Source organism: Spirillospora sp. NPDC000708 (assembly GCF_040299565.1).
GTDB lineage: Bacteria > Actinomycetota > Actinomycetes > Streptosporangiales > Streptosporangiaceae > Spirillospora.
Genome location: NZ_JBEPCJ010000133.1, coordinates 1 through 21,433, shown reverse-complemented (window position 1 = coordinate 21,433; position 21,433 = coordinate 1). Strand labels below are relative to the sequence as shown.

General features: G+C 72.2%; 19 protein-coding genes and 1 tRNA gene. 10 read left to right on the top strand and 10 right to left on the bottom strand.

All coding sequences use genetic code 11. The features are described 5' to 3' along the window. Positions 1 to 104: 104 nt before the first annotated feature. Positions 105 to 1,253, bottom strand: coding sequence for a cystathionine gamma-synthase (locus ABT299_RS48490; RefSeq protein ID WP_190861629.1), 1,149 nt, complete (start codon positions 1,251 to 1,253; stop codon positions 105 to 107). Positions 1,254 to 1,461: 208 nt separating this feature from the next. On the opposite strand from ABT299_RS48490, the gene ABT299_RS48485 reads away from it, so the two are divergent. After that, positions 1,462 to 3,570, top strand: coding sequence for an MMPL family transporter (locus ABT299_RS48485; RefSeq protein ID WP_387023017.1), 2,109 nt, complete (start codon positions 1,462 to 1,464; stop codon positions 3,568 to 3,570). A gap of 165 nt (positions 3,571 to 3,735) precedes the next feature. Here ABT299_RS48485 and ABT299_RS48480 read toward each other — a convergent pair whose 3' ends face one another. Together ABT299_RS48480 and ABT299_RS48475 are read right to left on the bottom strand one after the other, a co-directional pair. Continuing rightward, positions 3,736 to 4,419, bottom strand: a complete 684-nt coding sequence (locus ABT299_RS48480) for a hypothetical protein (RefSeq protein WP_500254959.1) — start codon at positions 4,417 to 4,419, stop codon at positions 3,736 to 3,738. Positions 4,420 to 4,602: 183 nt separating this feature from the next. Further along, positions 4,603 to 5,991, bottom strand: coding sequence for a cystathionine beta-synthase (locus tag ABT299_RS48475; protein WP_387023020.1), 1,389 nt, complete (start codon positions 5,989 to 5,991; stop codon positions 4,603 to 4,605). A 190-nt stretch (positions 5,992 to 6,181) separates the two neighbouring features. Here ABT299_RS48475 and ABT299_RS48470 point away from each other — a divergent pair, with 190 nt between their 5' ends. From ABT299_RS48470 to ABT299_RS48460, 3 genes are all read left to right on the top strand, one after another. After that, positions 6,182 to 7,201 carry an SGNH/GDSL hydrolase family protein gene (locus tag ABT299_RS48470; protein WP_387023022.1) on the top strand — a complete coding sequence of 340 codons (1,020 nt, stop codon included), beginning with the start codon at positions 6,182 to 6,184 and terminating at the stop codon, positions 7,199 to 7,201. Positions 7,202 to 7,399: 198 nt separating this feature from the next. Next, complete coding sequence (locus ABT299_RS48465; protein ID WP_500254958.1) at positions 7,400 to 8,620, top strand: acetyl-CoA C-acetyltransferase; 1,221 nt, start codon at positions 7,400 to 7,402, stop codon at positions 8,618 to 8,620. A gap of 195 nt (positions 8,621 to 8,815) precedes the next feature. Further along, on the top strand, positions 8,816 to 9,043 hold the full coding sequence (locus ABT299_RS48460) for a DUF4287 domain-containing protein (RefSeq protein ID WP_190861606.1): 228 nt from the start codon (positions 8,816 to 8,818) through the stop codon (positions 9,041 to 9,043). 186 nt (positions 9,044 to 9,229) lie between these two features. Here the strand turns inward: ABT299_RS48460 and ABT299_RS48455 are convergent. Both ABT299_RS48455 and ABT299_RS48450 read right to left on the bottom strand, forming a co-directional pair. Beyond that, a tRNA-Leu gene (locus ABT299_RS48455) sits at positions 9,230 to 9,302 on the bottom strand. Positions 9,303 to 9,410: 108 nt separating this feature from the next. Continuing rightward, positions 9,411 to 10,760 (bottom strand): NAD(P)/FAD-dependent oxidoreductase, encoded by a 1,350-nt coding sequence (locus ABT299_RS48450; protein WP_190861602.1) that lies wholly within the window; start codon positions 10,758 to 10,760, stop codon positions 9,411 to 9,413. A gap of 265 nt (positions 10,761 to 11,025) precedes the next feature. Between ABT299_RS48450 and ABT299_RS48445 the strand changes: the two genes are divergently transcribed. After that, positions 11,026 to 11,667: a DUF4232 domain-containing protein gene (locus ABT299_RS48445; RefSeq protein ID WP_500254957.1), complete on the top strand. Its 642-nt coding sequence runs from the start codon at positions 11,026 to 11,028 to the stop codon at positions 11,665 to 11,667. 25 nt (positions 11,668 to 11,692) lie between these two features. Here ABT299_RS48445 and ABT299_RS48440 read toward each other — a convergent pair whose 3' ends face one another. Further along, on the bottom strand, positions 11,693 to 12,514 hold the full coding sequence (locus tag ABT299_RS48440; protein WP_433148216.1) for a uracil-DNA glycosylase: 822 nt from the start codon (positions 12,512 to 12,514) through the stop codon (positions 11,693 to 11,695). Between the two features lie 106 nt (positions 12,515 to 12,620). Here ABT299_RS48440 and ABT299_RS48435 point away from each other — a divergent pair, with 106 nt between their 5' ends. Further along, positions 12,621 to 13,379 (top strand): DUF2510 domain-containing protein, encoded by a 759-nt coding sequence (locus ABT299_RS48435; protein ID WP_190861593.1) that lies wholly within the window; start codon positions 12,621 to 12,623, stop codon positions 13,377 to 13,379. Between the two features lie 36 nt (positions 13,380 to 13,415). Here the strand turns inward: ABT299_RS48435 and ABT299_RS48430 are convergent, their stop codons facing one another. The 4 genes from ABT299_RS48430 to eno all read right to left on the bottom strand — a co-directional run bounded on the left by ABT299_RS48430 (position 13,416) and on the right by eno (position 16,833). After that, positions 13,416 to 14,366, bottom strand: coding sequence for a Ppx/GppA phosphatase family protein (locus tag ABT299_RS48430; protein WP_500254956.1), 951 nt, complete (start codon positions 14,364 to 14,366; stop codon positions 13,416 to 13,418). Next, positions 14,363 to 14,986 carry a DUF501 domain-containing protein gene (locus ABT299_RS48425; protein ID WP_433148207.1) on the bottom strand — a complete coding sequence of 208 codons (624 nt, stop codon included), beginning with the start codon at positions 14,984 to 14,986 and terminating at the stop codon, positions 14,363 to 14,365. Before ABT299_RS48425 ends, ABT299_RS48430 begins: the two co-directional genes overlap by 4 nt. A 115-nt stretch (positions 14,987 to 15,101) precedes the next feature. Further along, positions 15,102 to 15,539, bottom strand: coding sequence for an FtsB family cell division protein (locus ABT299_RS48420; protein ID WP_347256894.1), 438 nt, complete (start codon positions 15,537 to 15,539; stop codon positions 15,102 to 15,104). A gap of 7 nt (positions 15,540 to 15,546) precedes the next feature. Then, the gene (gene eno / locus ABT299_RS48415) at positions 15,547 to 16,833 is read right to left on the bottom strand and encodes a phosphopyruvate hydratase (RefSeq protein ID WP_190861587.1); all 1,287 of its coding nucleotides are present in this window, start codon (positions 16,831 to 16,833) and stop codon (positions 15,547 to 15,549) included. A gap of 199 nt (positions 16,834 to 17,032) precedes the next feature. On the opposite strand from eno, the gene ABT299_RS48410 reads away from it, so the two are divergent. From ABT299_RS48410 to ABT299_RS48395, 4 genes are all read left to right on the top strand, one after another. Further along, entirely contained in the window at positions 17,033 to 18,082 is a 1,050-nt protein-coding gene (locus ABT299_RS48410) for an ABC transporter substrate-binding protein (protein WP_190861585.1), read from the top strand. Continuing rightward, a complete protein-coding gene (locus ABT299_RS48405; RefSeq protein WP_190861583.1) occupies positions 18,079 to 18,882 on the top strand; it encodes an ABC transporter ATP-binding protein in 804 nt (267 codons plus the stop codon). Before ABT299_RS48410 ends, ABT299_RS48405 begins: the two co-directional genes overlap by 4 nt. Then, on the top strand, positions 18,872 to 19,816 hold the full coding sequence (locus ABT299_RS48400) for an ABC transporter permease (protein WP_500254955.1): 945 nt from the start codon (positions 18,872 to 18,874) through the stop codon (positions 19,814 to 19,816). The genes ABT299_RS48405 and ABT299_RS48400 overlap by 11 nt, the downstream gene beginning before the upstream one ends. 159 nt (positions 19,817 to 19,975) lie before the next feature. Next, positions 19,976 to 21,337: a sensor histidine kinase gene (locus ABT299_RS48395; protein ID WP_500254954.1), complete on the top strand. Its 1,362-nt coding sequence runs from the start codon at positions 19,976 to 19,978 to the stop codon at positions 21,335 to 21,337. Positions 21,338 to 21,433: the final 96 nt, after the last annotated feature.

The following is a 21,433-nucleotide window of genomic DNA, read 5'->3' as shown; positions in this document are numbered from 1 at the left end:
CCGCCCTGTACCCCCGCGGCGCGCCCGGCGCCCTCCGAACCCGGCCGTCCGTCGTGACGGGGGTTCCAGGGGGTCGCCCCCCTGGGAAAACACAGCCCTCTGGGTCAACCGAGCGCTAGTTCGAGATCGCGGAGGAGGTCGTCGGCGTCCTCGATGCCGACGGACAGGCGGACCAGGTCGGCCGGGACCTCCAGCGGGGAGCCGGCGGCCGAGGCGTGCGTCATCCGGCCCGGGTGCTCGACCAGCGACTCGACGCCGCCGAGCGACTCGCCGAGCGTGAACAGCTTCGTCCGCTCGCACACCCGGACGGCGGCCTCCTCGGAGTCCATCCGGAAGGAGACCATGCCGCCGAAGGCGCGCATCTGCTTGGCGGCGACCTCGTGGCCGGGGTGGTCGGGCAGGCCCGGGTAGAGGACCTGCCGGACGGCGGGGTGCCGGGTCAGCAGCTCCACGACCTTCTCGGCGTTGGCGCAGTGCCGGTCCATCCGCACGCCGAGCGTCTTGATCCCGCGCAGCGTCAGCCAGGCGTCGAAGGGGCCCGCGACGGCGCCCATCGCGTTCTGGTGGAACGCCAGGCGCTCGCCGAGCCCGCCGTCCGCGACGACCAGGGCGCCGCCGACGACGTCGGAGTGGCCGCCCATGTACTTGGTGGTGGAGTGCACCACGACGTCCGCACCGAGCTCCAGGGGCCGCTGGAGGTAGGGCGAGGCGAAGGTGTTGTCGACGGCGAGCAGCGCGCCCGCGTCGTGGGCGATGCCCGCGAGCATCGCGATGTCGGCGATGCCGAGCAGCGGGTTGGTCGGCGTCTCCACCCAGATGAGCCTCGTCTCGGGGCGGATCGCCGCGCGCACGGCCGCCGCGTCCCCGAGCGGCACAGGGTCGAACGAGACGCCCCACGGTTCGGCGACCTTCGCGAAGAGGCGGTAGGTGCCGCCGTAGGCGTCGTTCGGGATGATCACATGGTCGCCGGGCTTGCAGACGGTGCGGATGAGCGCGTCCTCGGCGGCGAGCCCGGACGCGAACGCCAGCCCGCGCGCCCCCGTCTCGATCTCGGCGAGGCATACCTCCAGCGCGGTACGCGTCGGATTGGCCGATCGGGAGTACTCGTAGCCGCCGCGCAGCCCCCCGATCCCGTCCTGCTTGTACGTGGAGACCTGGTAGATCGGCGGGACGACCGCCCCCGTGGCGGGGTCGGGCTCCTGTCCCGCGTGGATGGCCAGGGTCTCGAACCCCCGGTGAACCTCGTTGTCCATGGGTACGAGGCTATCCACCCGCCGCCCCTCCTCTGGGAGGAGGAGCTCCCCCGGAGGTATCAGCCCCCATTTCAGCACGCGGGTTGACCCCAAGAGCGCGCGCGTTCCCTACCGTTTAACCAGTATCCCGAGTTGACCCTTTATTTAAGGAAGACGCATGTTCGCTCGGCTCGCGCGCTTCGTCGTGAGACATCCATGGTGGACCATCGTGGCCTGGTTGGTGGCCGCCGGTCTCATCATCACGCTGTCCCCCAAGCTGTCCACCGAGTCCGACCAGGGCGACTTCCTGCCCTCCAAGTACGAGTCGGTCCAGGCGGCCAAGATCGCCCAGAAGGCGTTCCCCCAGCAGGAGGACACCTCCTCGATCGTCGTCGTCAAGCGCTCGGACGGAGGGAAGATCACGCCGGCCGACACCCGGGTGATCGACAAGGCCGCCGCGTCCATGAACGCGAGCAAGCCGGCCACCGTGCTGAACTTCCTCACCGGCGAGCAGCTGGTGGCGCCCAACAAGGCCGTCCAGGTCATCTCGGTGCCGATGAAGGGCACCGACCAGGCGGCCAGCAAGAAGCAGGGCGACGCGGTCAAGGAGATACGCAAGGACCTGCCCGGGCTGCTGAAGGGCAGCGGGCTCGAGGCCAAGGTCGGCGGTGACGTCGCCGGCTTCGTCGACAACGAGGACTCCTTCAACAAGTCCTTCGAGATCGTCGGGATCGCCACCTTCGTCCTGATCATCGGGCTGATCCTGGTGATCTTCCGGGCGCCGATCGCCGCGGTGCTGCCGATCGTCGTGATCATGCTGACGATGCAGGTCGCGATGGGCCTCATCGGCACCGCCTCGAAGCTGTTCGGCTTCTCCGGCGACGACAGTCTCAGCACCATCATCCTCATCGTGCTGTTCGGCATCGGCGCCGACTACTACCTGTTCGTGATGTTCCGGTTCCGCGAACGGCTGCGGGCGGGCGAGGACAAGAAGACCGCGATGATCCACGCGGTGGAGCGGGTCGGCGAGGTCATCTCCTCGGCCGCCGCCGCCATCGCCGTCACCTTCCTGGTGCTGCTGCTCGCGACGTTCGGCGTGTTCAGCGCCTGGGGCCCGGCCCTGGCGATCTCCGTCGTCACCATGGGCATCACCTCGCTGACCCTGTTCCCGGCGCTCGTGTCGCTGCTCGGCACCGCCGTGTTCTGGCCGTCGAAGGCCTGGAAGAAGCAGCCCAAGGAGCGGGTCTCCGGCGCGATCGGCCGCGGCGTCGGCCGCCACCCGGCCGTCGCGGCGCTGGCCGCGGGCGGTGTCATGGTCGTGCTGGCCATCGGCGCGCTCGGCTTCAAGTCCGACTACGACTTCGCCGCCGGGTTCCCGCAGGACACCGAGTCGGCGCAGGCCACCAAGGACATGGAGCGGGGCTTCCCGCCCGGTCTCACCCAGCCCGTCCAGGTGTTCATCAAGAGCGACAACGGGCAGCCGGTCGCCAAGCAGGCGATCACCGAGTTCTCCAAGAAGGCCGAGACCGCGCCCGGCGTCGGACGCGTCAACCCGGCGGAGCCCGGCAAGAACGGCGTCGTCCGGGTCGACCTGGTGCTGAAGAAGAACCCGGCCTCCAACGAGGCGATCAGCCTGGTCAAGGACGACCTGGCGCCGGCGGTGCACAAGATCGCGCCGCCCGGGACGCGCGCCTACGTCGGCGGCCCGACGGCGACCTACGCCGACATCAACGCCGTCAACAACCGCGACCTGTCGGTGATCCTGCCGGTGGCGGCGGTGCTGATCGCGCTGATCCTGGCGCTGCTGCTGCGGTCGGTGGTCGCGCCGATCTACCTGGTCGTGGCGGTGCTGCTCGGGTTCGCCTCCACGCTCGGCTCCGCGGTGTACGTCTTCCAGTACGCCCAGGGCAAGGAGGGCGTGATCTTCCAGCTGCCGATCATCCTCTACCTGTTCGTGCTGGCCATCGGGACCGACTACAACATCCTGATGACCGCGCGGCTGCGCGAGGAGGCCAAGGAGGGGTACTCGCCCCGGGAGGCTGCGTCCCGCGCCGTCCGGCACGGCGGCCCGACGGTCGCCGCGGCGGGCCTCATCCTGGCCGGCACCTTCTCGGTGATGCTGCTGGCGCCGGTGTCCATGCTCAAGCAGATGGGCTTCTCGGTCGCGATGGGCATCGCACTGTCGGCCTTCGTGATGTCGACGTTCCTGGTGCCGGGCATCACCGCGATGCTGGGCCACCGGGCCTGGTGGCCGGGCCACGGCGACGAGCCGAAGAAGAGGCTCGGACGCCCCGACCCGACGCAGGACCAGTACGTCGGCACGGGCTACCCGTCCTAGGACGGCAGGCCCCCGCAGTCGTCGGATTGCGGAGCCCCGGTCAGAAATGCCGCCCACGGGCCGGGGCCCGCAATCCGGCTTCCTCCGAAGGCGAAGCGCCGGAGACCGCACGGTCTCCGGCGCTTCGCCGCGTCCGGGGCCCGGACGCCTCCCCCGGCCCCGCCGTCAGGACGTCGCCGGCGTGATCGTCAGTGGTTCACCGATCGCGACCGTGCCGGAGTAGGTGTAGGTGTCGGTGATCTGCACGCCGGGGCAGCTGGTCGGGGCGACGAGCGACAGCCGGGCGCCGAGGGTCAGCGTGCGGGTGGAGTTCGTGTACGTCAACGGCACCCGGTAGTGGTTCGGGGCCGAGGGGACCCCGGGCGGCTGCAACACCAGCAGGCAGGTGTTCGACGACAGGGTCTGCGCGACGAGGGCGGGGATCTGCGGGGCGCTCGTGTCGATGTCGAGGTAGCCCGTCACGCGGCCCGCGGAAGCGTCGTAGCCGGTGCCGTACAGGACGTCGGCGTTGTGCAGGGCCTGGTAGGCGTCGCCGAACCGCAGCGCCAGGCCGTTCGCGTCGGTGCAGTCGATGTAGTAGTCGTCCAGCAGGCCGAGCCGCTGGCCGGTGGTGCGGCCCGCGGCGACGCGGCTCGCGAAGGTCGGTCCGGTCGAGCAGGTGATCCTGGCACCGGTCCGGTCGTTGGTCAGGACCGCGGTGCCGCCGGTGCCGTGCACCTCGGTCGCGCCTCCCGCGGACACGGTCCAGGCGGCGGCGGGTTCCACGGACGCCCGGGCGGCGGCTGTGCCGCCGAGGACGGCCGCCGCCGCGGCGGCGACGGTCACGGTGCGAGACATCGGGCTGGGCATGGCGATCGTCTCCTCCGCCCGCGGCGCGCGGGCATCGCGAACCTGGCGGACCTGAGAGCGAATCGGCGGGACGTCCCGTGACATCGGTACGCCCGATGTGACGCATGTCTCACCAGAGCGCCGGAGCCCGGGGACGGCCGGCGGTTCGGCCGTCCCCGGGCTCCGGCGATCGGTTCGCGGACGTCAGTTGTTCGGGTCGGCCAGGTAGGCGAGGAGGTCCTGGCGGGTGATGAGGCCCTTGGGCTTGCCGTCCACGAGGACGACGGCGGCGCCCGACTTCTCCAGGACGCCGACGGCCTTGCTCACCGGCTCGCCGGAGCCGATCGTCGGCAGCGGCGCGGACATGTGCGCCTCCACCGCGTCCAGCAGGCCGGAGCGCTCCTTGACCAGGACGTCGAGCAGCTCGCTCTCCACGACCGAGCCGATCACCTCGGCCGCCATCACCGGCGGCTCCTCCTTCATCACCGGCAGCTGCGACACCTCGTACTCGCGCATGATCGAGATGGCGGTCTGCACGCTCTCGTGCGGGTGGACGTGCACGAACTCCGGCAGCGCCCCGCCCTTGCGGGTCAGCACCTCGTTCACGCGGGCCTCTTCGGTGGAGGACGGCAGGAACCCGTAGTCCTCCATCCAGCTGTCGTTGAAGATCTTGCTGAGGTAGCCGCGGCCGCCGTCGGGGAGCAGCACCACGATGACCGCGTCCGGGCCGGCCTCGGCGGCGACGCGCAGGGCCGCGACGACCGCCATCCCGCAGGAGCCGCCGACGAGGAGGGCCTCCTCGCGGGCCAGCCGGCGGGTCATGAGGAAGGAGTCCTTGTCGGAGACCGCGATGACGTCGTCGCAGATGTCGCGGTCGTAGGTCTCCGGCCAGATGTCCTCGCCGACGCCCTCGGTCAGGTAGGGGCGGCCCGAGCCGCCCGAGTACACCGAGCCCTCCGGGTCGGCGCCGATGATCTTCACGCGCCCGCCGGAGACCTCCTTGAGGTACTTGCCGGTGCCGCTGATGGTGCCGCCGGTGCCGATGCCCGCGACGAAGTGGGTGATGCGGCCCTCGGTCTGCTCCCACAGCTCCGGGCCCGTCGTCTCGTAGTGCGACACCGGGTTCTGCGGGTTGGTGTACTGGTTCGGCTTCCACGCGCCGGGGATCTCGGCGGCCAGCCGGTCGGAGACCGAGTAGTAGGAGTCGGGGTGCTCCGGCGAGACGGCCGTCGGGCAGACCACGACCTCCGCGCCGTACGCGCGCAGCACGTCCACCTTGTCCTTGGCGACCTTGTCGGGGCAGACGAAGACGCACTTGTAGCCGCGCTCCTGCGCGACGATGGCCAGCCCCACGCCGGTGTTACCGGACGTCGGCTCGACGATCGTCCCGCCCGGCCGCAGCTCGCCGGACGCCTCCGCGGCGTCGATCATCCGGACCGCGATGCGGTCCTTCACCGAGCCGCCGGGATTGAAGTACTCCACCTTGGCCAGCACCTGCGGGCCGCGCTCGTTCACCGAGCCGCCGGTCACCTTGCGCAGCCGAACGAGAGGGGTGTTGCCCATCAGCTCGACGAGCGAGTCGTGTACGTGCACCGCGACGTCCTTGTCCAGTGTGTGTGTCGGAATTCAACGGGTCGCGCTCCCGTTCCAGCAGCGTGTGACGCAGGGGGAACCGGACGCGCGATCGGGGGGATGCCCCAGCACCGACGGTAGCCGAGATCGGCCCCGCGGGCATCGAACGGTCTCCGGGAGGGTACAACTCGATCACGGAGGGTCATCGGACATGCTGAGAGCGTTCACGGCGCGCCGGATCGCGGCGGCCGCGGCCTACGGGGGCGGGGGCATCACGGCCCTCGGCGGCATCACGTTCGGGCTGCTCGTGGCGGAGGCCAAGCTCGCCCGCAAGATCATCAAAGCGACGCCGAACGGGGATCCGCCGGCGGCGGACGGCCTCTACGGCGAGGCGCTCTCCGGCCGGCCGCTGTCCCTGGTGATGCTGGGCGACTCGACCGCGGCGGGGCTCGGCGTGCACACCGCCGAGGAGACGCCGGGGGCGATGCTGGCCGCGGGGCTGGCGGCGATCGCGGAGCGGCCCGTCCGGATGACGAACGTGGCGCGCTCGGGCGCCCGGTCCGCCGAGCTGGAGGGCCAGACCGACCGGGCGCTGGAGGCCCGCCCGGATCTCGCCATCATCATGGTCGGCACGAACGACGTGACGGGCCGGGTGCCGGCCGGCACGTCCGTGCGGCACCTGTCGGACGCGGTGGTGCGGCTGCGCGCGGCGGGCTGCCAGGTGGTCGTCGGCACGTGCCCCGACCTCGGCACGATCAAGCCGCTGATGCAGCCGCTGAAGTGGATCGCGCGGCGGGCGAGCCGGCAGCTGGCCGCGGCGCAGACGATCGCGGCGGTGGAGCGGGGCGCGCGGTCGGTGTCGCTCGGCGACCTGCTGGGCCGCGAGTTCGCCGCGGACCCGATCTCGATGTTCAGCGAGGACCGCTACCACCCGTCCGCACGGGGCTATGCCGCCGCCGCGGCGGCCGTGCTGCCGTCGATGGCGCACGCGCTCGGCCTGGAGCCCGATCTCGGCGCGCTGCCGGATCCGCGGCTCGGCGAGGACGTGCTGCCGGTGTACCTAGCGGCGGCCGAGGCGGCGGAGATCTCCGGCACGGAGGTGTCGGGCGCCTCCGTCGCGGGCCGCGACCGGGGTCCCCGGGGGCGGTGGGCGCGGCTGCTGCGCCGCCGCTCCGCGCCGGCCGCCGACACCACGCCGCCGTCCCCGGCCGTCGCTCCGGACATCGCCTGACGCGGCCGGTCCGGCCGGGACCGTTGACCCAGGTGAGTAAGCGGGCACTTATTAGACTCACCGTCAACACAGCCGGAGGGGCCGGGTTGCGCGCGGGTGCGGCGCGGGAGCTAGATTGCTGGTGACCGGCGAGTAACACCGTCCGCCGCGACGGTCGCGCCGGGCCCGGAGACGGCCGCTGAGACAGGAGACCCGCACATGCCCGAGGCAGTCATCGTCGCCACCGCGCGCTCGCCCATCGGACGCGCCTTCAAGGGGTCGCTGAAGGACATCCGGCCCGACGACCTCACCGCCCAGATGATCACCGCCGCGATGGCGAAGGTCCCGCAGCTGGACCCGTCGCAGATCGACGACCTGCTGCTCGGCTGCGGGCTGCCCGGCGGCGAGCAGGGCTACAACATGGCCCGCGTGGTGTCGGTCCTGCTCGGCTGGGACAACGTGCCCGGCGCGACCATCACCCGCTACTGCTCGTCCTCGCTCCAGACGACCCGGATGGCGCTGCACGCGATCAAGGCCGGCGAGGCGGACGTCATCGTCTCGGCCGGCGTCGAGACCGTCAGCCGGTTCGCCAAGGGCAGCAGCGACGGGCTGCCCGACACCCAGAACCCGGTCTTCGCCGACGCGCAGGCCCGCACCGCCAAGACCGCCGAGGGCGGCGCGCCGGTGTGGCACGACCCGCGCCAGGACGACCAGGTCCCCGACATCTACATCGCGATGGGGCAGACCGCCGAGAACGTCGCCGGGATGCGCGGCGTCAGCCGGCAGGCGCAGGACGAGTTCGGCGTCCGCTCGCAGAACCTGGCGGAGAAGGCCCTCGCCAACGGGTTCTGGGAGAAGGACATCACCCCCGTCACGCTGCCCGACGGCACCGTGGTGGCCAAGGACGACGGCCCCCGGCCCGGCACCACCTACGAGAAGGTGTCGCAGCTCCAGCCGGTGTTCCGCCCGGACGGGACCGTCACCGCGGGCAACTGCTGCCCGCTGAACGACGGCGCCGCCGCGGTCGTCGTCATGAGCGACACCAAGGCCGCCGAGCTCGGCCTCACGCCGCTGGCCCGGATCGTCTCGACCAGCGTCACCGGCCTGTCCCCCGAGATCATGGGCCTCGGCCCGGTGGAGGCGTCCCGCAAGGCCCTCGCCAAGGCCGGCATGACCATCGGCGACATCGACCTCGTCGAGATCAACGAGGCGTTCGCCGCGCAGGTGCTGCCGTCCGCCGAGGACCTCGGCATCGACCTCGACAAGCTGAACGTCAACGGCGGCGCGATCGCGGTCGGCCACCCGTTCGGCATGACCGGCGCCCGGATCACCTCCACGCTGGTGAACAGCCTGCAGTTCCACGACAAGCAGTTCGGGCTGGAGACCATGTGCGTGGGCGGCGGCCAGGGCATGGCGATGGTCCTGGAGCGGCTCTCCTGACGAGCGGCCCGAGCGGCCCGCGGTGGCCCGTCCCGAGCGCTCGCGCGCCGGGTGCGGGCCACCTGCGCTTTCCGGAGAATATCCCCGTTACGAATGATCTACGTAACGTCATGGATAGGTCCCCGTTAGGGGGTTGTCACATACGGGCCGGTGTTGCAGAGTGCCAGGAAGAGCCCCGCGACCTGGAGGTGCCAATTGTCACTGAACCACTCGCCGGAGACGCACAGCAAGCTGATCGCCCGCATCCCGTCGGTCACCGGACGTGACCTTCCCGAGTGGTTCTCGACGATCGAGAACGGTCCCTCGTTCACCCGCTGCGAGGAACGGAGCACCTGGCTGGCCGAGGAGCACAACCTCTCCCACGGCTACGCCTCCGCCCTCGTCCGCGAGCACGAGCGGGCGCGCCGCGAGCGCCACTACTGAGCGCCTCGCGAGCCGCCGACAACCGCATACGGCCGAACACCGTACGGACCTGGTGGGATCCCGCCAGCGGACGCCCCCGCCGTCGTGCCGCTGCGCCCGAGCAGACGCCACGACCCTGGCGCAGAGATCCCACGCGCGATCAGCCCCTCGCCGACCGCGGCGAGGGGCTGATCGATGCACGCAGGGTGCCCCTGGTCGGACTCGAACCGACACAATGGCTCTTTTAGGGAGCCCGCCTCTGCCATTGGGCTACAGGGGCGGCGTCATCATATCCGGACGGTGACGCCGGAGACGGCCAGGTCAGCGCACCCGGGGCGGCGCGCCGCCGGCCGGGTGCCCGGGGCGGGGCCGCGGTGGACGCGCCCCCTCAGGCGCCCTCGGCGGTGCGGCCCGCCGCCAGCTCGAACTCCTGGCGGGGCGACTCCAGCTCGCCCAGCGAGACGATCTCGCGCCGGAAGAACAGCGCCAGCGTCCAGTCCGCGGTGATGCGGAACTTCCGGTTGACGGTCGGCATCCGCGACAGGTGATAAGTGCGGTGCATGACCCACGCGGGCAGCCCGCGCAGCTTGACCCCGTAGACGTTGGCGACGCCCTTGTGCAGGCCCAGGCTCGCGACGGACCCGACGTACTTGTGCTCGTAGGTCTTGCGGGGCTTGCCGCGCAGGTCCGCCACGATGTTGTCGCCCAGCCGCTTCGCCTGCCGGACCGCGTGCTGCGCGTTCGGCGCGGTGAACTCGGCGAAACCGGACCGGTCGGGCACGGCCGCGTTGTCCCCCGCCGCGTAGACGCCCTCCAGGCCCTCGACGGTGAGCTGGTCGGTCGTCTTGATCCGGCTCTTGTCGTCCAGCGGCAGGTCGCTGTCCTTGACGACGGGATGCGGCTTCACCCCGGCGGTCCAGACCAGGGTGCCGGCGTCGAACTCGTCGCCGTCGCTCAGCACGATGTGCCGCTTCTCGGCGGACTTCAGCATCGTCCGGAGCTTCACCTCGATGCCGCGGCGGCGCAGCGCCTCCGCCGTCCACCGGCCCATCTCGGGGCCGACCTCGGGCAGGATCCGGTCCGTCGCCTCGACCATCATCCAGCGCATGTCGGACGGGTCGATGTTCGGATAGAACTTGCAGGCGTCGCGGGCCAGGTCCTCCAGCTCGGCGAGCGCCTCGATCCCCGCGAACCCGGCGCCGACGAACACGAACGTCAGCGCGCGCCTGCGGACCTCCTCGTCGTCGGGGTTGGAGGCCGCGATGTCGAGCTGGTGCAGCACGTGGTTGCGCAGGAAGATGGCCTCCTCGACCGTCTTGAAGCCGATCCCGCACTCGGCGAGGCCGGGGATGGGCAGCGTGCGGGAGATCGAGCCGAGCGCCACCACGAGCAGGTCGTAGCCGATCGTCCGCTCCGGCACCCCCGCGCTCCGCGCGCCCGCCGGCCGGACGGTCAGGCTGCGCGAGGCGTGCTCGATCCGCGTGACGTACCCGTTGACGATCCGGCAGCGCGGCAGGACGCGGCGCAGCGGCGCGACGACGTGCCGCGGTTCCAGGTTCCCGGCCGCCGCCTCCGGAAGGAACGGCTGGTAGGTCATGTAGGACTGGGGGTCGATGACGGTGACGGCGATCTCGCCGCGCCGCAGCTCGCCGCGCAGCCGCTTCTGCAGCCGCAGGGCCGTGTACATGCCGACGTAGCCGCCGCCGACGATCACGATGTGCTTGCGCTCGGAAGGCATAACGGGACCGATACCCGCATCCGCCACCGGATCACGCCAAACGCGTCACAGCGGAAAGATCGTCTGAAGGCGCGAACTTCCCCGGGCACCCCGGCATCTCACCGTATGTACCAGCCAGAGAGAGGACGGAACGGGGACAGGGCCGCACGGGGGCGCCAAGCGCCGCGGACGGCGACCGGAACAGGGGCCGGTCGGCGCGGCTTCAGCGGCCGCTTGGCCAAGGCCCTGCCCCACCGTCGACGACTCGTATTAGGGGTGTGCGAACATGCAACGAATCATCTGGGGAACCGTGGCCGCAGCGGCGCTGACCGCAGCCCTCACCGGATGCGACGCCAGCTTCACCGCCAGCCCCTCGTCCAACGAGAGCAGCCCGCCCGCCAGTACGTCCACGCAGAACGGCTCCCCACACCATAGCGGAACCAACGGCGGAAACGGTACCTCCACCACGACCGGAACCGGCACCGGCTCCCGCCCCAACGGCACCGGGGTCCGGCACTGCACGACGTCCGACCTCCACGCGTCCGCGTACTCCAACGGGGACCCGGGGGCCGGACAGCGGTACGGCACCCTCCAGCTGACGAACAACTCCGGGACGTCCTGCACGACCGGCGGCTGGTCCGGGCTCGGCCTCGTCAACGCCGCCGGCGCGCTCCCGACGAAGGTCGTCCGCGAGGGCACCGCCCGCACGATCACGATCCCCGCCGGCGCGTCCGCCTACGAGCAGCTGCACTGGGGCGTCGTCCCGGGCGAGGGCGAGAGCGAGACCGGCCAGTGCGAGCCCACGGCGAAGGCGCTGCACATCATCCCGCCGAACCAGACGACCTTCATCAGCACCAGCTGGATCGGCGGCCCGGTCTGCCAGCAGGGCCAGATCCGGCTGACGCCGATCCAGCTCGGCAAGATGTGACCCGCATCCGCGCGGACGCGGCGCGCTACGCGTAGTCGCGAGCGCGGACGAAGACGGCGTCGAGCATGCCCTCGGTGACCCGTCCGGTGAAGGTGTTCTGCTGGCTCGGGTGGTAGCACCCCAGCAGCAGCACCGGGTCCCGGCGGGCCGCCGAGGGCGGCGGCGCCAGCTCGACCTCCGCGGCGTGCCCGAACTTCGGGCGCGGCCGCGGCACCTCGTATCCGGCCTGCTTGAGCGCGGGCCACACGCCCTGCCACGCGAACCCGCCGAGGCACACGATGCACCGGACGCTCGGCGCGACGTCCTCGACCTCCCGCGCCAGCCACGGCAGGCACGTCGTGCGCTCCAGCGGCGTCGGCTTGTTGTCGGGCGGCGCGCACCGCACGGTCGCGGCCATCCGCGCGCCGATCAGCCGCTGCCCGTCGCCCGCGTGCACGCTCGTGGCCTGCGACGCGAGCCCCACCCGGTGCAGCGACGCGAACAGCCAGTCGCCCGACCGGTCGCCGGTGAAGATCCGGCCGGTGCGGTTGCCGCCGTGCGCCGCGGGCGCCAGCCCCACGATCAGGATGCGCGGCTCCGGGTCGCCCCAGCCGGGGATCGGCCGCCCCCAGTACTCCTCGCCGGCGAACGCGCGCCGCCGCTCCACCGCGACCTTCTCCCGCCACTCCACCAGCCGGTCGCACGCCCGGCACACCGACTGCCGCGCGCACAGCTCCGCCAGGTCCGGCGCCCCGGCGGCGAGCTCGATCACGTCGCCCGCGCCGTGCGCGACGGGGGTGTCCGGGGCGGCGGGATCGTCGGGCCATCCCGTCCCAGGTGGCACATGGGGAGCGCGCGCGTCGGTCATGCCCTCGATCCTCGCACGCCCCGGCGACGGCCCTCGGTACGATGCGGTTCCGCCGGTCGGGGACGCGGGGTGTCCGGCGTGCGCCATTGCCGAGCGGAGGCATGCCTTGTCGCAACCGGGCTGGTATCCCGACCCCTACGGAACCGGCAGCCTGCGCTGGTGGGACGGCCGGACCTGGACCGACCGCCTCAACCCCGAACCCGACCGCCCGCCGCGCGCCCGCACGCCGGAGCAGGGGCGGCCCGCCCCGGGAGGGCGGCCGTCCGAGCCGTACCCCGGCCACGCCCGGCAGCCGTCCTGGGGCGGGCCGCCCGTCGTCCAGGGCGTCGCCGCGACCGTGCACGGGCTGCGCCTCCACGCCGACGAGCAGGGCGTCGCGTACGGGCAGGCGGCGCTGGCGTGGCCGCACGTCGAATGGGTCGCCTACTGGGCCGCGCAGATCCCGGCCGGATTCGGCCAGGCCCCCGGCACCCGGTGGATCTTCCAGGCCGGCCGGCACCCGTTCCACGGCGGCCCGCGCGTCGAGGTCGTCATCGAGGCGGGAGGGACGATCGAGCCCGAGACGGTCTGGGGGCGGCTGATCCAGCTGTGCCAGGCGTGCGCGGAACCGCGGATGGTCGCCGAGCTGGCCGGCCGCGTCCGCGCGGGCGAGTCGGTGGACGTCGCGCAGGGCCTCACCGTCCACCCGGGCGGCGTGCGCGGCGACCGGGTGTCGCTGAGCTGGTCGTCGATCTCCGGCGCCGTCGTCGACGGCGGCCGGGTCTGGATCCGGCAGGCCGCGAGCCCGACGCCGGTCCTGTACGTCCCGCAGCAGAACCCGAACGCGGTGCTGATCCCCGCGCTGCTGTCGTCCCTCAAGGGCTGACCGGGCGCCGAGGGCCCGCCGGGCGCGGGCCGGACGTCAGACCAGCGACCAGGCGATCCCGTCGAGGATGTCGCGCTCGCTGACCACGACCGCGCCGAACCCGTACTCGCGCATGATCCGGTCCAGGATCAGCGAGCCCGCGCCGATCACGTCCACCCGGCCCGGGTGCATGACGCCGATCTCCGCGCGCTCGGCCCGCGTCGCGTGCAGCAGCCGCCGCGTCACCTCGTGCACCTGCGCCGCGGTGACCCGGGACAGGTGGATCCGGGACGAGTCGTACTCCGGCAGGTCCATCGCGATGCCGGAGACCGTCGTGACGGACCCGGCGAGGCCGACCAGCGTGCGCGCCTCGTCGACCGGCACCGTGCGGCGCACCTCGGCGAGGGCCGCGTCGATGTCGGCGACCGTGTTGGAGATCTGCTCCGGGGACGGGGGGTCGCCGTCGCGCAGGTGCCGCTCGGTCATCCGGACGCAGCCGATGTCGACCGACCGGGCCGCCTCCACCGAGGAGGCGCCGAGCACGAACTCGGTGGACCCGCCGCCGATGTCGACGACCAGGTAGGGGCGGGCCGGGCGCAGCTCGGCCAGTTCCCGGGTGGCGCCGGTGAACGACAGCTCCGCCTCCTCGTCCCCGCTGATCACCTCGGGGACGACGCCGAAGATGTCGACGACGCCGCTGACGAAGTCGGCCCGGTTCTCGGCGTCGCGGGTGGCGCTGGTCGCGACCACCCGGGTCTTGATCGGGCCCTCCCCCGTCTGCGACCCGTGCCGCTCGATCAGCTCGGCGTACCCGCGCATCGCGGTGAACGTCCGGTCCAGCGCGGCGGTCGACAGCCGGCCGGTCTCGTCGACGCCCTCGCCCAGCCGGACGATCTCCATGCGGCGCTCGACGTCGGTGAGCGAGCCGCCGTCCGGGCCGGCGGCGATGTCGGCGATCAGCAGGCGGACCGAGTTGGTCCCGCAGTCGATGGCGGCGACGCGCGTCACTTGGCCTCCTCGGCGTCGGGGGCGTCCTGGGCGGCGGGGTCCCGGTCGGCGGGGGCCTGGGCGGCCGCCGGGTCTGCGGGGTCGGCGGGGTCGACGCACACGCAGGGGCCGGAGCGCCACCACTCGGGCAGCGCCGCCAGCGCCTCGCGGCCGAACGGGTTGCCGCCCGGCACGGCCAGCTCGTGCGCGACCAGGGCGTGCAGGCACTTCACCCGCTCCGGCATCCCGCCCGCGCTCTGCATGCCCGCCGGCAGCGGCTCGATCCCGTCCTCGCGGGCGGCCTCGTCGCGGCGGCGCAGGTAGTCCTCGTGGGCGGCGGTGTACGCGGCCTTCAGCGCCGGGTCGTCGGCGAGCCGCGCCTGCATCTCCCGCATGGCGCCGCTCCCCTCCAGCGTGCCGATCGCCGACGCCGCCTTCGGGCAGGTCAGGTAGAACAGCGTCGGGAACGGGGTGCCGTCGGGGAGCCGCGGCGCCGTCTCCAGCACCGCCGGCAGCCCGCACGGGCAGCGGTAGGCGACCCCGCGGATGCCGCGCGGCTCCCGTCCGAGCTGCGCCGCCACCGCCGCGACGTCCCGCTCGGACGCCGGTCCGGATGCCCCTGTGCAACGTTCGTCGATCATTCGTCCCCACCCGCGGATCCCGCGATCCGTCTCGGCCTGCCGCACCTCCGGTCCGCCCGCGACCGGCCCCACCCGCCGGTCGCGGCCGCCCGTCCCGCCCGGCCGCGGAACGGGATCAGCGCGGCCTGTCGGCGGTCTCCACCGACCGCCACAACGTCTCATACCACGGCGGCCGGCTCGCCGGACCGTCGTTGCGGGCCTTGCGCCCGTCGTCCCCGCCGCCGTCCAGCACGATGTAACACGTCACGTCCGGGCGGCAGTAGTGCAGCCTTCGTGTCGCCTCACGCTCAATGTACGACTTGTCCCCTAGTTGCCGCTTGCGTTGGGCGAGTTCGTCCACCCTCTTGCGCGCCGCGGACTGCTTGCGCTGGAGATCGGAGATCTCCTTGCGCTGCGCGATGTACTCGCGCACAGGGTAGGCGAGGCTCAGCGCGATCGCGCACATCACCACCGCGAGGATCGCGGCGCGGCTGGTCAGCGCGGGGCTGGCACGGCGCTCGCCGGCCCCCGGGGAGTCGTCTCCCCGGGGGTCGTCCCGCTCGTCCCGGGACACGGGCCCGTCAGGCGCCCTGCGCGTCGAAGCGCGGGAACGCGGCGGCGCCGGCGTAGCGGGCCGCGTCGTCCAGCAGCTCCTCGATGCGCAGCAGCTGGTTGTACTTGGCGACGCGGTCGCTGCGGGCCGGGGCGCCGGTCTTGATCTGGCCGCAGTTGGTCGCGACGGCGAGGTCGGCGATCGTGGTGTCCTCGGTCTCGCCGGACCGGTGGCTCATCATGCAGCGGTAGCCGCTGCTCTGCGCGAGCGACACCGCGTCGAGCGTCTCGCTGAGCGTGCCGATCTGGTTGACCTTCACCAGCAGCGCGTTCGCGGCGCCCGCCTCGATGCCGCGGCCGAGCCGCTCGGGGTTGGTGACGAACAGGTCGTCGCCGACGATCTGGACGCGGTCGCCGACGGCGGCGGTGAGGCCCTCCCAGCCCGTCCAGTCCTCCTCGTCGAGGGGGTCCTCGATGGAGACGAGCGGGTAGTTGCCGAGCAGCTCGCCGTAGTAGGCGGCCATGTCGTCGGACGAGCGCTTGGTGCCCTCGAAGGCGTACTGGCCGTCGGCGTGGAACTCGCTGGCGGCGACGTCCAGGGCGAGCGCGATGTCGCGGCCGGGGGTGAAGCCGGCCTTGCCGATCGCCTCGACGATCAGGTCGAGCGCGTCGCGGTTGCTCGGCAGGTCCGGCGCGAAGCCGCCCTCGTCGCCGAGCCCGGTGCTCAGCCCGCGGGACTTCAGCACCGACTTCAGCGCGTGGTAGGTCTCGGCGCCCCAGCGCAGCGCCTCGGCGAAGGTCGCGGCGCCGATCGGCGCGATCATGAACTCCTGGACGTCGACGTTGCTGTCCGCGTGCGCGCCGCCGTTCAGGATGTTCATCATCGGGACGGGCAGCAGGTGCGCGTTCGGGCCGCCGACGTAGCGGAACAGCGGCAGCCCGGCGGAGTCGGCGGCGGCCTTGGCGACGGCGAGGCTGACGCCGAGGATCGCGTTGGCGCCGAGCTCGGACTTGGCCGGCGTGCCGTCCAGGTCGTTCAGCAGCTGGTCGATCAGCCGCTGGTCGGAGGCGGGGTAGCCGACGAGCTTCTCGTCGATGGTCTCGTTGACCGCCTTGACGGCCTTGCGGACGCCCTTGCCGCCGTACCGCTCGTCCTTGTCGCGCAGCTCGACGGCCTCGAACTGCCCGGTGGAGGCGCCGCTCGGGACGGCGGCGCGGGCCTCGGTGCCGTCGGCGAGCAGCACCTCGACCTCGACGGTCGGATTGCCGCGGGAGTCGAGGATCTCCCGGGCGAGTACGGCCTCGATGGACGACACGGGCAACCCCCTGGTGGTACGGGACAGATCGGTGCGGTCACCGAGCCTATCCCGGGCACCCCCTGTACCGCCCAACTGGCTCGCCGTTCGGCGGCAGCGGTCGTTACACGACCGTGCCGCGCAAGCGACTTGACGAAATCATTGCCCACCTTATCTACTAAGCACGTCAAACACACTGGGTAAGTAGGGATTACTGACAATGCATCGCAGACTCCGATGGCGCGCGGCCGCCGCGGCACTGATCGTCCTGGCCGGCGCGGGGACGCTCAGCGCCTGTGGCGACGACGGCGGCGATGGGAAGTCCGGTGCGGACACCCAGCTCAGGCTGGGGTACTTCCCGAACATCACGCATGCCACCGCGCTCGTCGGCGTCGAGAAGGGCATCTTCGCCAAGCACCTCGGCAAGGCGCCGAAGACCGCCACGTTCAACGCCGGTCCCGCGGCCGTCGAGGCGCTGTTCTCCGGCGCGATCGACGCGACCTTCGTCGGCCCGAACCCGTCCATCAACGCCTGGGCGCAGTCCCACGGCAAGGCGGTGCACATCATCTCCGGCGCGGCATCCGGCGGCGTCGCCCTGATCGTCAAGCCCGGGATCAAGAGCGCCCAGGACCTCAAGGGCAAGAAGATCGCCACGCCGCAGCTCGGCAACACCCAGGACGTCGCCGTCCGGTACTGGCTCAAGCAGCAGGGGCTCACCGCGAACAAGGACGGCAGCGGCGACGTCAAGATCATCCCGCAGGACAACTCGCAGACGCTGCAGACCTTCCAGCAGGGCACCATCGACGGCGCCTGGGTCCCCGAGCCCTACGCCTCCCGGCTGGTCCTGGAGGACAAGGGCGTCAAGCTGCTGGACGAGTCGTCGCTGTGGCCCGGCGGCAAGTTCGTCATCACCAACCTCATCGTCAGCCAGGAGTTCGAGAAGAAGCACCCGGACGAGGTGAAGAAGCTCCTGCAGGGCGTCGTCGAGGCCACCGACTACATCAACCAGAACAAGGCCGACGCCGAGAAGGTCACCAACGACGCCCTCACCAAGCTGAGCGGCAAGCCCCTCAAGCCGAACGTCCTGGACTCGGCGTTCAAGTCGATCACCTTCACCGTCGACCCGGTCGCCTCGTCGCTGACCGCGGGCGCGCAGCACGCCGAGCAGATCGGGCTGCTGCAGAAGACCGACCTGAACGGGATCTACGAGCTCGGCCCCCTCAACGACGTGCTCAAGGCGAGCGGGAAGGCACAGGTCAGCGACAAATGACACAGGCCGTCACGGCCGCCCCGAGCCGGACCGCTGCGGCGGTCCGGCTTCGTGGCGTCTCCAAGGCGTTCGGGTCCGGGACCTCGTCCCTGCTCGCGCTCGACCAGGTGTCGCTGGACGCGGCGCCCGGCGAGTTCGTCTGCCTGCTCGGCGCGTCCGGCTGCGGCAAGAGCACGCTGCTGAACCTGGTCGCCGGGCTCGACCAGGTCAGCGCCGGGACCATCGACACCGAGGGCGCGCGGGTCGCGCTGATGTTCCAGGAGCCGGCGCTGTTCCCGTGGCTGAACGTCACGGCGAACATCGAGCTGGCGCTGAAGATGCGCGGCGTCCCCCGGCAGGACCGCCGCGAACGCGCCGCCGAGCTGCTCGACTCGGTCCACCTGGGCGGGTTCGCGAAGAAGCGGCCGCACCAGCTGTCCGGCGGCATGCGCCAGCGCGTCGCGCTCGCCCGCGCCCTCGCGCTGACCGTCGACGACTCCGACTCCGGCCAGGGCACCGTGCTGCTGATGGACGAGCCGTTCGGCGCCCTCGACGCGATGACCCGCGACCTGCTGCACGACGAGATCGAGCGGATCTGGCGCGAGCGCGGCCTCACCGTCCTGTTCGTCACGCACAACGTCCGGGAGGCGGTGCGGCTCGGTGACCGGGTGGTGCTGCTCAGCAGCCGGCCCGGCCGGGTCGTGCAGGAGTTCCCCGTCCCCTTCGAGCGGCCCCGGCGGATCGACTCCACCGAGGTCGCCGAGCTCGCCGCGGCCATCACCGACCGGCTGCGAGAGGAGGTCGGCCGCCATGGCGCATGACACCACGAGCCGGCACGACGCCCCCGCCGTCCCCGAGACCGACACGATCCCCGAGGACACGGCTCCCGAGGACACGGCCGCTGCGGGGAGCGGCCGGGTGAACCGGGAGCTGGCCGGGCTGGACGCCCTCGAACTCGGCGGCGCCACCCGCGCCCGGAGCCTGCAGCGCGCCTGGTCGGCGGTCTGGCCGATCATCACGGCCGTCCTGATCGGGCTGTTCGCCTGGCAGGCGGTGGTGTGGAGCGGATGGAAGCCGTCCTACGTCCTGCCCGGCCCCAAGGACACCCTCCCGGTGCTCTGGGACCACCTCACGACCTCCTCCTTCTGGAGCGCCGTCGGCCTCACCATGCAGCGGGCGCTGATCGGCTACGCCGTCTCGATCGCCTTCGGCGTCGTGATCGGCGCGCTGGTGTCGCAGTTCCGGGTGCTGCGCCGCGCGTTCGGCTCGCTGATCACCGGGCTGCAGACGATGCCGTCGATCGCCTGGTTCCCGCTCGCGATCATGCTGTTCAAGCTGAGCGAGAGCGCGATCCTGTTCGTGGTGGTGCTGGGCGCGGCGCCGTCCATCGCCAACGGGCTCATCGCGGGCGTCGACTACACCCCGCCGATCCTGCTGCGCGCCGGGAAGGTGATGGGGCTGCGCGGGCTGAACCTGTACCGGCACCTGATCATGCCCGCGTCGCTGCCGTCGTTCGTCGCCGGGCTGAAGCAGGGCTGGGCGTTCGCGTGGCGCAGCCTGATGGCCGGCGAGCTGCTGGTGATCATCGGCAGCACCACCTCGCTGGGCGTGCTGCTGTCGCAGGCCCGCGAGTTCAACGACGCGCCCGGGATGATCTCCTACATGATCGTGATCCTGGTCATCGGCATCGTGATCGACCAGCTGTTCGGCGTGGTGGACCGGGCGATCCGCGAACGCTGGGGCCTGGGCGACTGACGCCGCGCGGGGCGGACCGATCTTTTACCCGCCCCCCACGGTCGCGTTTGCCCTGCTCAGGCAAGAAACACCGGGTATCGGCAACATACCCGGGAGGTCGTCATCGGTGTCCGGCCCCGCCGTGCCGCAGCGGTCCTGACCCGCTGGGCGTGGCGGGTCGTGCTGCACGGCTCGCGGGTCCGGTTCCGGGTGACGGTCACGGCGGCCCTCGCCGCGCTCCTGCTGTCCACCGTCCTCTACGTGATCTTCATCGTGCTGATCAGGCAGGACGCGAAGAACAGCGTCAACGACGAGCTGTCGCGCGAGGGCCGGCGCATCTCGACCGTGATCCACGCCGGCGTGCTGCCCGTCCCGCACATCTACACCGTCGACGACACGCTCGCGCAGGTCGTCGACGCCCGGCACCGCGTCATCGCCGCGAGCAGCGGAATGCAGGGCCGGCCGCCGCTGGCGTTCCCGCGGCCCCCGCCGGGCAACGACCGGCGCGACGGCCGCAGCTGCGCCGTCGACGCGCCCGGCGGCCCCTGCTTCCAGATCGTCGAGTTCCGGGTGGGCCTGCCGGGCCCCAGCGAGGAGTTCGTGTACACCCTGGCGCCCGAGCCCGGCCTGTTCCCGCGGCCGCTGCTCTCGGCGCTGCTCGCGCTCGGCATCCCCGCCACCGTCGGCCTCGCCGGGTACGGGACGTGGCTGTCGGCGAGCCAGGCGCTGCGCTCGGTCGAGGCGATCCGCCAGGAGCTGGACGAGATCACCGCCACCGACATCCAGCGCCGCGTCCCCGTCCCGGAGCGGCGCGACGAGATCGCGGTGCTCGCCGACAGCATCAACGCCACCCTGGACCGGCTGGAGGAGGCGGTGGCGCGGCAGCGCGCGTTCGTCGTCGACGTCTCCCACGAGCTGCGCAGCCCCCTCGCCGGGCTCCGGATGGAGCTGGAGCTGGCGCTCGCCGACCCCGATGCCACCGACCTGCCCAACACGCTGCGCGCCCTGCTCAACAACACCGACCGGGTCGGCGCGGTCGTGGACGACCTGCTCGCGCTGGCCCGGCTGGAGGCCGACCGCAACTTCCCCCGCGAGACCGTGGACCTGACGGAACTGGCCGACCAGGAGGTGCTGCGCCGCCCCCGGCGCGCCCGCGTCACCGTCCTGTCGGAAGGCCCCGTGACGGTGAGCGCCGGACGCAGCGAGCTGGCCCGGCTGCTCACCAACCTGATCGACAACGCCGACCGGCACGCCCGGACCGCGGTCACCGTGATCGTCGGCACCGAGGAACCGGCGACCGCCGTCGTCGAGGTCATCGACGACGGGCCCGGCATCCGCCCCGAGGACCGCGAGCGCGTCTTCGAGCGGTTCACCCGGCTCAACGAGGGCGGGCACCGCGACGCCGGCGGCACCGGCCTCGGCCTCGCCATCTCCCGCGACATCGCCGCCGCCCACGGCGGCTCCCTCGTCCTCGCCGACCGCCAGACCGACGAGGAGGGCGCCCGCTTCGTGCTGCGTCTTCCCATGGGGGCGACCCCCTGAAACCCCCGCGGTGCCGACCCAGGGGGGCGACCCCCTGGAACCCCCGTTGCGACTGACAGGCTGTTTCGCCGCGGAGCTCCCGGGCCGCGGGGCGAC